A 13,491-nucleotide genomic window follows, 5' to 3' on the forward strand; every position below is an offset into this window, starting at 1 on the left:
ACGGCGGCGCCGTATCCTGTGGAGCAGTGCATCCATGAGCTGTTTGAGGCGCAGGTGCGCCAGGCGCCGAATGCGGTGGCGGTGGTCTATCAGGACCAGCGCGTAAGCTATGGCGAGCTCAATGCGCGGGCCAACCAGCTGGCGCATCATCTGATCGGGCTCGGGGTCAGGCCGGATCAGCCGGTGGCGATCTGCGTTGCGCGCAGCGTGGCGATGGTGGTCGGGCTGCTGGCGATCCTCAAGGCGGGGGGGCGTACCTGCCGCTGGACCCGGCCTATCCGCCGGCGCGGCTGCGGCAGGTTCTCGACGATGCGGCGCCGCGAGTGCTGCTGGCCGATGCAACCGGGCGATCGGCGCTGGGCGACGATGCGCTACGCGATCTGACGGTGGTGGATCTGGAGACGGCCACGCCGGAATGGGCAAATCTGCCGGCGTCGGATCCGGACCCGCGTGCGCTCGGCCTGACCTCGCGCCATCTCGCCTATGTGATCTACACCTCGGGATCAACAGGCACCCCCAAGGGGGTCATGATTGAGCATGCGAGCACGGTGAACCTGCTGCATTGGAGCAGCGACGTGTTTACGGCATCAGAGATCAGCCGCACGCTGTTCGCCACCTCGATCAGTTTTGATCTGTCCGTCTATGAGTGCTTCGTTCCGCTTTCGCAAGGAAGCACGCTTTACCTTGTCGAGAATGCGCTGGCGCTGGCCGAGAGGTCTTTGGATATCTCTTTGATCAACACAGTGCCCTCTGCGATCGCCGCTCTGGTCGACAGGAAAGCAGTGCCGGCTTCGACCAGCGTCGTCAATTTGGCGGGCGAGTGGCTGACGGCGGAACTGATCGAGAAGATCTTTGCGAGCAGTCGGGTCCAGAAGATTTGTAATCTGTACGCGCCTTCTGAAACCACCACGTACTCAACCTGGATCTGCGTGCGAAGGGGGGACGTTGTCGTTGAGACGATTGGCCGCCCGATTGCGAACACGCGGGTGTATCTGCTGGATGATCATGGCGGGCTGGTGCCGTTCGGGGCGGTGGGGGAGCTCTGCATTGGCGGGGCGGGGGTGGCGCGCGGCTACCTGAACCGGCCCGAGCTGACCGCGGAGCGGTTCATCGCCAGTCCCTTTGTGGACGGCGACCGGCTGTACCGCACCGGCGATCTGGCGCGCTACCTACCGGACGGCAATCTGGAGTTTTTGGGCCGCAACGACGACCAGGTGAAGATCCGCGGCTTCCGGATCGAGCCGGGCGAGATCGCGGCGCGGCTTTGCGAGCACCCGTTCGTGCGCGAGGCGGTGGTGGTGGCGCACGAGGGCCCCGGCGGCGAGCAGCGTCTTGTCGCCTATGTGGTGTGCGCGCCGGAAGCAGCTTCGAACGGGCTGGAGGGAAGCGAGCTTGTCGGCGCCTTGCGCGCCCACATAAGTGCACACCTGCCGGAGTACATGGTGCCATCGGCGTTCGTGCGGCTGGCGGCGCTGCCGCTGACGGTGAACGGCAAGCTGGACCGCAAGGCGCTGGCTGCGCCGGACGATGAGGCGTATGCGCGCGCCGCCTATGAGCCGCCGCAAGGCGAGATCGAGATCACGCTGGCACAGATCTGGGCCGAGCTTCTGGGTGTTGAGCGGGTCGGACGCCACGACCACTTCTTTGCGCTCGGCGGGCACTCGCTGCTGGCGGTGCAACTGATCGAGCGTTTGCGGCGGCGGTCGCTGGGGGTTGAGGTGCGCACGCTGTTCGCCAGGCCGGTGCTGGCCGATCAGGCCGCAAGCCTGGGCAGTCATCAGGAGGTGGCGGTCCCGGCCAATCGGATCACCGAACAGAGTACGGCGATCACGCCAGAGATGTTGCCGCTCATCGAGCTGGCGCAGGACGAGATCGATCGGATCATCGCCACGGTACCCGGCGGGATCGGCAACATCCAGGACATTTATGGCTTGTCGCCGCTGCAGGACGGCATCCTGTTCCATCATCTGTTGGCGACAAAGGGCGATCCGTACCTGCTGGTATCGCAGATGGCGTTTGCCGAGCGTGGCGTGTTGGACCGCTATCTTGCCGCGGTCCAGCGGGTGGTGGATCGACATGACATCCTGCGTACCTCGTTTGTCTGGGAGGGATTGTCGCGGCCGGCCCAGGTGGTTTGGCGCCACGCATCGCTGGAGGTGAGCGAGGTCGAGCTGGACGGGTCTGCTGGTCCTGGCGCCGCGCAGCTTAAGGATCGGTTTGATCCGCGCCAGCACCGCATCGATCTTGGCCGAGCGCCCTTGTTGCGGTTTGTGATTGCGCGCGAGCCCGGCAGCGGGCGCTGGCTGCTGTTGGAGCTGCAGCATCATCTGATCGGGGATCACACGACACTGGAGGTGATGCGTGCCGAGGTCCAGGCTGTGCTGGAGGGACGCGAGCACGAGCTGAGCGAGCCACAGCCGTTCCGCAATCTGGTGGCGCAGGCGCATCTCGGCGCTGATGCCAAGGCGGATGAAGCGTTCTTCCGGGAGCTGCTGGCAGACATCGACGAGCCGAGCACGCCGTTCGGCTTGAGCGAGGTGCGCGGCGACGGCGGCGGGGTTCGAGAGGCGCAGCGGATGCTGCCGCAGCAGCTGAACGCGCGGCTGCGCAGCCAGGCGCGGCGGCTGGGGGTGAGCCTGGCCAGCCTGTGCCATCTGGCCTGGGGTCAGGTGGTGGCGCGCAGCAGCGGCCGCGAGCAGGTGGTGTTCGGCACGGTGCTGTTCGGCCGCATGCATGGCGGGGCGGGCGCCGACCGCGCGATGGGCCTGTTCATCAACACCCTGCCGCTGCGGCTTGATCTTGACGGCACCGCGGTCGAGGCGAGCGTGCGAACCACGCATGCCCGGCTGGTCGAGCTCTTGGCGCACGAGCATGCCTCGCTGGCGCTGGCGCAGCGCTGCAGCGCCGTTGCGGCGCCGGCGCCGCTGTTCAGCGCGCTGTTGAACTACCGCCACAACACGCCGGCGGCGGTCACCGCCTCCGCAGCCGATGATGCGCTGTCCGGCGTGGAATGGCTGGGCGAGGAGGAGCGCACCAACTATCCGCTGACCTTGTCGGTGGAGGATTTTGGCGAGGCGCTCGGGCTGACGGCGCAGGGGGTGGAGCCAATCTCGGCGGATCGGATCTGCGGCTACATGCAGCAGACGCTCGCGCAGCTGGCAGCGGCGCTGGAGCGGGCGCCGAACACGCCAGTGCGGGAGCTGGACATCCTGCCAGCGGACGAGCGCACCTATCTGCTGGAGGAGCTGAACCGGACGGCGGCGCCGTATCCTGTGGAGCAGTGCATCCATGAGCTGTTTGAGGCGCAGGTGCGCCAGGCGCCGAATGCGGTGGCGGTGGTCTATCAGGACCAGCGCGTAAGCTATGGCGAGCTCAATGCGCGGGCCAACCAGCTGGCGCATCATCTGATCGGGCTCGGGGTCAGGCCGGATCAGCCGGTGGCGATCTGCGTTGCGCGCAGCGTGGCGATGGTGGTGGGGCTGTTGGCGATCCTCAAGGCGGGGGGCGCCTATCTGCCGCTGGATCCGGCCTATCCGCCGGCGCGGCTGCGGCAGGTTCTCGACGATGCGGCGCCGCGAGTGCTGCTGGCCGATGCAACCGGGCGATCGGCGCTGGGCGACGATGCGCTACGCGATCTGACGGTGGTGGATCTGGCGGCGACGCCGGAATGGGCAAATCTGCCGGCGTCGGATCCGGACCCGCGTGCGCTCGGCCTGACCTCGCGCCATCTCGCCTATGTGATCTACACCTCCGGATCAACCGGTTCGCCCAAGGGGGCACAGAATGAGCATCGGGCTATCGTTAATCGCCTGATCTGGATGCAAAACGCCTATGGTCTCAACGCAACTGATGTCGTGTTGCAGAAGACGCCATTTAGCTTCGATGTCTCGGCCTGGGAGTTCTTCTGGACCTTGCTTGAAGGGGCAACCCTGGTGCTGGCGCCGCCCGGTGCGCACAGAGATCCCGACGCATTGGTCGACTTGATCATCAACCAGCGAATTACGACGGTTCACTTCGTGCCATCCATGCTGGTCAGCTTTATGGATGCGAAGAGTGTTGACCGCTGCACATCGCTGGGACGAGTTTTATGCAGCGGCGAGGCGCTTCCTGCCGCCAGTGTGCATAAGGTTCGGCGCCTCTTGCCTTGGACGGCCCTGCACAATCTGTACGGTCCGACGGAAGCTGCGATCGACGTGACAGCGTGGAGTTGTCCGGCTGAGTTTGATGGCGCCATTGTCCCGATTGGCCGTCCGATTGCGAACACGCGGGTGTATCTGCTGGATGGTCATGGGGCACCGGTGCCGTTCGGGGCGGTGGGGGAGCTCTACATTGGCGGGGCGGGGGTGGCGCGCGGCTATCTGAACCGCCCTGAGCTGACAGCGGAGCGGTTCATCGCCAGTCCCTTTGTCGAGGGCGACCGGCTGTACCGCACCGGCGACCTGGCACGCTACCTGCCGGACGGCAATCTGGAGTTTTTGGGCCGCAACGACGAGCAGGTGAAGATCCGCGGCTTCCGGATCGAGCCGGGCGAGATCGCGGCGCGGCTCCTCGAGCATCCGGCGGTGGGTGATGCAGTGGTGGTGGCGCGCGAGGATGGCTGCGGCGACAAGCACCTTGTCGGCTATGTGGTGTCTGCGCCCGAGGCAGCTTCGAACGGACAGGATGGCGGCGACCTTGCCGGCACCTTGCGCGCGCACATAAGTGCGCACCTGCCGGAGTACATGGTGCCATCGGCGTTCGTGCGGCTGGTGGCGCTGCCGCTGACGGTGAACGGCAAGCTGGACCGCAAGGCGCTGGCTGCGCCGGACGATGAGGCGTATGCGCGCGCCGCCTATGAGGCGCCGCAAGGCGAGATCGAGACCACGCTGGCACAGATCTGGGCCGAGCTTCTGGGTGTTGAGCGGGTCGGACGCCACGACCACTTCTTTGCGCTCGGCGGGCACTCGCTGGCGGCGGTGCAGCTGTTGAGCCGGGTCTCGCAGGCCATTGGCTTCACACTGCCGCTGACCACGCTGTTTGCCAAACCGGTGCTGGCCGATCTGGCCGCGAGTATCATGGATGAGTTGAGCCGCTCCGGCGCGCAAGACCTGCCAGCCATTGCGCCGGTGTCGCGTGACGCGCCGCTTGTGCTGTCGTTTGCGCAGCAGCGGCTGTGGTTTTTGGCGCAGCTGGATCAGAGCAGCACGAACTATCACATTCCGCTCGGGTGGCGGCTCAAGGGTGGGCTCGACCGCAGCGCCTGGCAGCGTAGCCTGGACCGTGTGTTGGCGCGCCATGAGGCGCTGCGCAGCGTGTTTGTCGCGCCGGAGGGCAAGCCCTGGGTGGAGCTGCTGCCGGAGGATGCGGGGCTGCCGGTTGTGGAGCACGATCTGCGGGACAGGCCGGATGCGGACGAGGCGCTATTGGGTCTGTGCAGGGAAGAGGCGTGCACGCCGTTCGATCTGGCGCGTGGCCCGCTGATCCGTGGCCGGCTGATCCGGATCTCGGATGAGGAGCACGTCTTGCTGCTGACGCAGCATCACATTGTCTCGGATGGTTGGTCGCTGGGCGTGTTGGCGCATGAACTCAGTCAGCTGTACCGGGCGTTCGTGGCCGGAGAAGGCGATCCGCTGCCGCCGCTTGCAATCCAGTATCCGGACTATGCCGCCTGGCAACGGCAGTGGCTGTCGGGCGCGCGGCTGCAGCGCCAGGCGCAGTATTGGCGCAACAATCTGTCTGGCGCGCCGGCCCGTCTGGCGCTGCCGACGGACCGGCCGCGGCCGGCGCAGCAGTCGTTTGCGGGGGCGACGGTCCCGATCGTTATTGATGCGGAGCTGACGCGGGAGCTGAAGCGGCTGGGCCTGCAGCAAGGCACGACGTTGTTCATGACGGTGCTGGCGGGGTGGGCCGCGGTGCTGTCGTGTCTGTCGGGACAGGACGATCTTGCGATTGGCGTGCCGAGCGCTAATCGCGGTCGCCGCGAAATCGAAGAGCTGATCGGCTTCTTCGTCAACACCCTGGCGCTGCGGCTGGACCTGTCGGGCGAGCCGAGCGTGTCGGAGCTGTTGGAGCGGACGCGGCGCACGGCCTTGGGAGCGCAGGAGCACCAGGACCTGCCGTTCGAGCAGGTGGTGGAGATCGTGCAGCCGCCCCGGGCTCTTGATCACACGCCGTTGTTCCAGGTGATGCTGGCCTGGCAGAACAACGCCGCTGGGACGTTCGACCTTCCTGGGCTGATGGTGGAGGCGGCGGCAGACGGCTTCGATCAGGTCAAGTTCGATCTGGAGCTGAGCCTTGGCGAGCAGGGTGAGGTGATTGCTGGCACGCTGGGTTATGCCACGGCGCTGTTCGATCGCGCGACCATCGAGCGGCAGCGTGGTTATCTGCTGGCGCTGCTGCGGGCGATGGTTGCCGATGCGCAGCAAGCGGTCGGGCGGATTGAGCTGCTGCCAGCCGACGAGCGCGCATATCTGCTGGAGGAACTGAACCGGACGGCGGTGACGTATCCTGAGCAGCAGTGCATCCATGAGCTGTTTGAGGCGCAGGTGCAAAAAGCGCCGGAGGCGGTGGCGGTGGTCTATCAGGACCAGCGCGTCAGCTATGGCGAGCTCAATGCGCATGCCAACCAGCTGGCGCATCATCTGATCGGGCTCGGGGTCAGGCCGGATCAGCCGGTGGCGATCTGCGTTGCGCGCAGCGTGGCGATGGTGGTCGGGCTTTTGGCGATCCTCAAGGCGGGCGGGGCGTACCTGCCGCTGGACCCGGCCTATCCGCCGGCGCGGCTGCGGCAGGTTCTCGACGATGCGGCGCCGCGAGTGCTGCTGGCCGATGCAGCGGGGCGATCGGCGCTGGGCGACGATGCGCTACGCGATCTGACGGTGGTGGATCTGGCGGCGACGCCGGAATGGGCAAATCTGCCGGCGTCGGATCCGGACCCGCGTGCGCTCGGCCTGACCTCGCGCCATCTCGCCTATGTGATCTACACCTCCGGATCAACAGGCACCCCCAAGGGGGTCATGGTCGAGCATCGCGGCTTGGTCAATCTCAGCTTGGCTCAGATCGGGCTTTTTGGCGTTTGTTGCAACAGCCGCGTGGTGCAGTTCGCCTCCTTCGGTTTTGATGCAAGCGCCTCGGAGCTTGTTATGGCGTTTGGTTCGGGAGCCGCATTGCATTTGCCTGCGGATGAGCTCCGTCAATCGAGTAACAAGCTATCGGATTATCTGCGAAGCGAAGCCATCACGCACGCGACGCTGCCTCCAGCCTTGCTTCAGGGAAGCCAGAAGCTGGAAGGCTTGGGATCGCAAGTTCTCATTCTTGCTGGAGAGCTGCCGAAGGCAGAACTGATCCGGAGTCTAGCTCCAGCATCCATTATCAATGCTTATGGACCTACCGAAGCAACAGTTTGTGCGGCGACCTGGAGTTGCCCCGATGGGTTTGATGGGGCCATTGTCCCGATTGGCCGCCCGATTGCGAACACGCGGGTGTATCTGCTGGATGATCATGGCGGGCCGGTGCCGTTTGGCGCGGTCGGGGAGCTCTACGTCGGCGGGGCGGGGGTGGCGCGCGGCTACCTGAACCGGCCCGAGCTGACCGCGGAGCGGTTCATCGCCAGTCCCTTTGTGGACGGCGACCGGCTGTACCGCACCGGCGATCTGGCGCGCTACCTACCGGACGGCAATCTGGAGTTTTTGGGCCGCAACGACGACCAGGTGAAGATCCGCGGTTTCCGGATCGAGCCGGGCGAGATCGCGGCGCGGCTTTGCGAGCACCCGTTCGTGCGCGAGGCGGTGGTGGTGGCGCACGAGAGCCCCGGCGGCGAGCAGCGTCTTGTCGCCTATGTGGTGTGCGCGCCGGAAGCAGCTTCGAACGGGCTGGAGGGAAGCGAGCTTGCCGGCGCCTTGCGCGCGCACATAAGTGCGCACCTGCCGGAGTACATGGTGCCATCGGCGTTCGTGCGGCTGGCGGCGCTGCCGCTGACGGTGAACGGCAAGCTGGACCGCAAGGCGCTGGCTGCGCCGGACGATGAGGCGTATGCGCGCGCCGCCTATGAGGCGCCGCAAGGCGAGATCGAGCCCGCGCTAGCACAGATCTGGGCCGAGCTGCTCGGTGTTGAGCGGGTCGGACGCCACGACGACTTCTTCGAACTGGGCGGGCACTCACTGCTAGCGGTGCGGCTTCTCAGCCGAGCGCTCGATGCAGGGTTCAAGTTTACCGCCGCCGATCTCTTCCAAGCTCCTGTTCTGAAGGAACTTGCATTGAAGGTTCATTTGGAGCCACAGCCCAGTAGTCCGGGAGTGATTTGTGTTCGCGCAACCGGATCGCAGCCGCCGCTGTTCTTTGTTCCCACAGGCTTAGGAGATTGTTCCTATATCCTCAACTTGGTGGAGGAAATGGACGCGGACTGTCCAATCTATGGTCTACCGTGGCCTTCTTTCAGTGAAGTTTGTTCACCAGCTCTTGAAGCGATAGCCTCGCAAGTTATTCCGGCGATCAGGGAGATACGGTCCCGGGGTCCATATCGATTTGCTGGATACTCATCAGGCGGAATATTGGCTTACGCCATAGCCGAGCAGTTACTGAGCCTCAATGAAACTGTCTCATTTATGGCGTTCATTGATGTTACGCTACCCGCAAAGCCAGCCGGCATGACGCCCACCCAGATGGTATGCGAAGTGGTGCTAGAAACTCTTGAACCCCTTGAGGACGAGCACTTTAAACTATTAAAGCGCTTTGCACGGCACAGTTCAATTGCTCAACTACTTGAGAAGGCTCATCAAATAGGAGCTATACTTCCGGATCACAATGATGCTTTGATGTACGAGAGAATTGAGCAATTTCAAAGGGCGCTGCAGCTATATCGGGCTCCGTCGCTGCCAATTGAGGTACATCAGTTTTACGCGACGGATTCTTCCGTAAGTTGTCGCGCACGAATAGACAAGAGCTCAATAGCTCCAGAGATGAGCTCGCCGATGCGAGGCTGGGACAGGGTTTTGAGTGCAGCGGCCATTGATACCACACCGATTCCAGGCAATCACGCGACGATGATGAACACTCCAGAAAACCGCAAAGTCCTGGCACGCTCGTTATCAAGAGCCTTAAATAGCTCACCGACGTGATGATCTGAGGCCGGCAAACTGGACCATTTTTGGCTAGAGTTTGCGCTGCGTAAATCCACCCGGCTGGGAGGAGCGACGACGATGAAGGCCTCGAAGTTTTCGGACGCCCAGAAGGCGTTCATCCTGAAGCAGGGCAGCGACGGGGGTGCGGTGGCGGAGATCTGCCGCAGGGCCGGGATCAGCCAGGCGACCTACTTCAATTGGAAGAAGAAGTATGACGGGCTGCTGCCGAACGAGATGCGACGGTTAAAGCAGCTCGAGGAGGAGAATGGCAAGCTGAAGAAGCTGGTCGCCGATCTGTCGCTCGACAAGGAGATGCTGCAGGACGTGATCCGCCGAAATGTATGGTCTGCCCCGCCCGTGCAAGGCTCTTGAGCGATCCGACTTCGACAGTCTGCGTAAATGTATCCGGCCTCTCGCGAGTGGGCTGCGGTTGCAGCCAGGCCATGATGAGATCAGCACGCCGCGTTCCCAGATAGTTTAGTTAATCGGGCATGTTTTCGGCGAAGGGCTTACGCGGCGCCGATCAACTGTCTCGTCATCAGGACTCGAACCTCGCAGTCTGCTGCCCGGGCTTGCGGGAATGCGGGAAGGCGCCGCTCGTAGGTCGAGCCGGGCCGCGTAAAGGATGACCCAGGCCACCCGCGCAATCTTTGCAGCCAGGGCCACGGTGACCTTGTTGGTATGCATGCGCTTTTCGAGGCCGGTCAGCCACGAACCCAGGCGATTGGAAGTACGGTTCAGATGCATGACGCATGACCTTGCGCCGTAAATCAGCAGCCGTCTGAGGTAGTGATTGCCTCTTTTGCTGATCCCGAGGAGGGTCGTCTTACCACCCGTTGAGTGTTCGCGAGGGACCAACCCAAGCCACGCGGCGAGGTCCTTGGCCCTTCGGAACTGACTAGCATTGCCGGCGCTCGCGACGAATGCCGTCGCCACCAGTGGGCCTATCCCGGGAACAGTCATGAGCCGGCGCGTTCGTTCGTCACTCGCCGCCAAAGCCTCGATTTCACGAGTGATCTCGGCGATGCGGTGTTCGATGTGACCTGCCACTGAATTTTCATCCGGCAGCAGTTAGAGTCTCGGGGCTTTGTACGCCAAGTGGCGCGGGTGGAGCAACGGACGATCGGCGGAGCTGGTCGGGGTTGGTGCGCCACGACGGCGCGAAGAAGGAGGTAGATCAATTGACCTAAAGCCTTCAAGCAGCCTTGCTGTGCAAGAGATGAGGGTAGGCCCCTCGGGCTCGGATTGCAGGATCAGAGTCCAAACCACCACAAGCTGCTTCGACACAACGGTCGAGGTGGTGAGCGTTGTTGGAAAAGGCGGGCGCAAGCCCGTCAGGTAAGCCTCAGGAAGGCGAGCGGAAGCGAACCGCCGATGAAGCATCGAAAACCAGTACAGACGTTGTCGAAACCAAGGGTTCAACCCTTCCTTGGGAGCAAGCCTATCGGGAGCCTGGTTACTGGATGGGTGACGACCGGTGTAGAGGCGGCGCGATCCTGATGGCAGGCTCTTACACGGAACGTGGGAACCTGTGTCGTGATGCCAAGGGAGAACCTGAAAGCGGCAGCACCGCTGAGGGGAGAGTACCGATGCACGGCGCAGGGGCGGACGGGTTCGCAGTAGTGATGAAGCCTGGTAATGCAGGTGGAGCGAAGGGACCCGATCATCTGGCCAACGACAACAGCCAACCCGCAATGGGGATGAACTGATGTCCGAGGCAAAGCCGTATGATATCTCCAAGCACCTTGTTTGGCAGGCTTGGAAACAGGTCAAAGCAAACCAAGGGGCCGCGGGCGTGGATGGCGTCTCCGTCGCGGCGTTCGAAAAGGACCTGAAGAGGAATCTCTACAAGGTCTGGAATCGCATGTCGTCGGGGACGTATTTTCCACCGCCTGTTCGTCTCGTGGAAATCCCCAAATCCGATGGCAAGAGTGTCAGGAAACTCGGCATTCCCGCCGTCGGAGACCGAGTGGCCCAGACGGTCGCAAAGATGGTCATAGAAAAGGAAGTGGAGCCAGTCTTCCACCCCGACTCTTACGGCTATCGGCCCGGACGCTCTGCGCTCGATGCGGTGGGGAAGGCGCGCGAGCGCTGCTGGAAATTCGATTGGGTCATAGACTTGGACATCAAGTCGTTCTTCGATACGATTCCATGGGACCTGATGGAAAAAGCTGTAGCCCACCATGTGGAATTGGGCTGGGTTCGTCTCTACGTCAGACGGTGGCTGCAAGCCACCGTGGAGCGGAAAGACGGGACCCGCGACGAGCGAACACGAGGAACCCCTCAGGGTTCTGTCGTCTCGCCCGTACTCTCCAATCTCTTCATGCATTATTGTTTCGATGCATGGATGCAACGGACCTTCTCACACCTGCGCTTCGAAAGATTCGCTGATGATGCGATCGTCCATTGCTGGAGTGAGGAGGAGGCCAAAGCCGTACTGGGAGCGATCCGTAATCGCCTTGCCGAGTGCGGTCTGGAACTCCACCCGGAGAAAACCCGGATCGTCTACTGCAAGGACAACAATCGGAGCGGAGGGTACGAGCAAATCACGTTCGACTTCCTCGGCTACACGTTCCGGCCGCGCAAAGCTCGGGACAGCAAGGGTGAGAAGTTTGTCAGCTTCGCACCGGCCATCAGCCGCAAGGCAGCCAAGGGAATCCGGCAGGCTATCCGCGAATGGCGGGTGACAAGCAGGAGCAACCAAACGCTGGAAGACCTAGCCAAACTGATCGACCCTGTCGCGAGAGGATGGCTGAACTACTACGGGCGGTTTTACCGCTCGGAGTGCGTCAACGTCCTTCGTCACGTCAACATGGTGCTCACCCGGTGGGTGATGGGGAAATATAAAAGGTTCAAGCGCCGGAAAACTGCGGCCATATCCTGGCTAGGACGTCTCGCAAAACGAGCGCCAAGCCTGCTGTATCTGTGGAAAGTCGGCATCAGACCAACGGCTGGATGATAGAAGCCGGATGAAGCGCGAGCTTCACGTCCGGATTCGTGAGCGCCTGGGGGTGAAATTCCCCCGGGCGACTCGACCGCAGCCGATCGTCCGTTGCGGTGAGGTGGGCGGCATAGGCCGCGGGGGTCAGGTATCTCAGCGACGATCGAGGCAAAATGCCCGCATTTGGCAGACGAGCTGAGTTCGCAGGCCAACCTTCTGATCTCGGATGCGGTGCAGCGCCTGGATGTCGACCCGGGCTTCCGATTTGATCTCAACAAAGCGCATCGCGGGTCGGGTGGCGGCCTCGGCGATCGCTTCCGCATCGATGATATCGTTCTTGTTGGACTTCACGTAGGGCTTCACGAACTGCGCAGGTATCACTCGGACCACGTGCCCAAGCTCTTGTAACTTGCGCGCCAGCCATTGGGAGCCTGGGCAAGCCTCCATCGCGACGGCCGTACGCTGCGCGGCGTCGAAGAACTGCAAAGTGTGTCGCGGCGGAGCTTTACTTTTTGAATGACTCTACCGCGTGCGTCTGTTGCTACGACATGGAAAACATTCTTTCCGATATCGATGCCGAAGACAGCGGCAGGCTGAGGCTTGTTGCGCAACATTTTTCTGGTCCTTTCTCGGTCGAAAACTCGCCGCGCAGTATGCGCGGGTTCGGCGGGGCAGACCATCGCATTAGCTATGAAGCCTGGCCGGAAGCGCAAGCTGTCGACGAGGTCCGCAGCGAATGGCAGGTCTCGATCCGCAGGGCCTGTGACGCTCTCGAATTTGACCGCTCGATCCATCACTACAAGTCCCGTCGCTCCGGCCAGGCTGACCTCGAACAGAAGATCAAGGAGATCTGCAATATTCGCATCCGCTACGGCTACCGCCGTGTTCACGTCCTGCTGCGTCGTGAAGGCTGGCGCCATGGCCAGAACAAGACGCGGCGCATCTATCGCGAATTGGGCCTGCAATTGCGCAACAGAACGCCCAAGCGCCGGGTCAAGGCCAAGCTGCGCGATGATCGCAGGCCGGCGACACGATCGAACGAGACCTGGGCGATGGATTTCGTCCACGATCCTGGCGACCGGACACAAGTACTCCTTCTCGGCGGATTCCACGCGTGCTCGTTCCTCAGCTCTCTTCGCGGGGATGTTGTAATCATAGGCCGATCCACGCTTGGCATGGCTGGTGGGTAATCCAGCGCGCAGTTCGATGCTCCGGAACTTGCGTGCCAGCAGGGCCGGCCTGGTCCAGATGTAGTCAGTGCTCTTAGTCAGCATATGCCAGATGATCATCGTCAGCTTCCGCGCCGTCGCGACTGCCGCGATGTGCTTGCCGCGTCGTGAAGCCACGCCCTGGAAGAATGCACGCAGCGGTCCCGGCGAACGGGCTACAGCCCATGCTGCTTCGACGAGCATTCCGCGAGCTTGGCCGCGGCCCTGCTTGGTGATCCTGTCC

2 protein-coding genes and 5 pseudogenes are annotated in these 13,491 nt (G+C 63.0%); 4 read left to right on the top strand and 3 right to left on the bottom strand.

Features of this window, described 5'->3' with window-relative positions; genetic code table 11:
- Positions 1 to 102 precede the first annotated feature (102 nt).
- Together HAP48_RS51080 and HAP48_RS27190 are read left to right on the top strand one after the other, a co-directional pair.
- Positions 103 to 9,095 (top strand): annotated as a pseudogene (locus HAP48_RS51080) (amino acid adenylation domain-containing protein); the annotation flags it as partial.
- Between the two features lie 81 nt (positions 9,096 to 9,176).
- Positions 9,177 to 9,434, top strand: a pseudogene (locus tag HAP48_RS27190) (transposase); the annotation flags it as partial.
- 141 nt (positions 9,435 to 9,575) lie between these two features.
- Here the strand turns inward: HAP48_RS27190 and HAP48_RS27195 are convergent.
- Positions 9,576 to 10,124: an IS110 family RNA-guided transposase gene (locus HAP48_RS27195; RefSeq protein ID WP_420869910.1), complete on the bottom strand. Its 549-nt coding sequence runs from the start codon at positions 10,122 to 10,124 to the stop codon at positions 9,576 to 9,578.
- Positions 10,125 to 10,806: 682 nt separating this feature from the next.
- On the opposite strand from HAP48_RS27195, the gene ltrA reads away from it, so the two are divergent.
- Entirely contained in the window at positions 10,807 to 12,057 is a 1,251-nt protein-coding gene (ltrA, locus tag HAP48_RS27200) for a group II intron reverse transcriptase/maturase (RefSeq protein WP_166208664.1), read from the top strand.
- A gap of 144 nt (positions 12,058 to 12,201) precedes the next feature.
- Here the strand turns inward: ltrA and HAP48_RS50940 are convergent.
- Positions 12,202 to 12,653, bottom strand: a pseudogene (locus HAP48_RS50940) (IS110 family transposase); the annotation flags it as partial.
- Between the two features lie 73 nt (positions 12,654 to 12,726).
- Here HAP48_RS50940 and HAP48_RS27210 point away from each other — a divergent pair.
- Positions 12,727 to 13,109 (top strand): annotated as a pseudogene (locus HAP48_RS27210) (IS3 family transposase); the annotation flags it as partial.
- Positions 13,110 to 13,127: 18 nt separating this feature from the next.
- On the opposite strand, the pseudogene HAP48_RS27215 reads toward HAP48_RS27210, so the two are convergent.
- Positions 13,128 to 13,487, bottom strand: a pseudogene (locus tag HAP48_RS27215) (IS110 family RNA-guided transposase); the annotation flags it as partial.
- Between the last annotated feature and the right edge of the window lie 4 nt (positions 13,488 to 13,491).

Origin of the sequence: Bradyrhizobium septentrionale (assembly GCF_011516645.4) — a bacterium.
GTDB classification, from domain to species: domain Bacteria; phylum Pseudomonadota; class Alphaproteobacteria; order Rhizobiales; family Xanthobacteraceae; genus Bradyrhizobium; species Bradyrhizobium septentrionale.

Excerpts from the sequence above, each read along its gene's own strand:
- ltrA (WP_166208664.1), top strand. The coding sequence starts at position 10,807 with ATGTCCGAGGCAAAGCCGTATGATATCTCCAAGCACCTTGTTTGGCAG.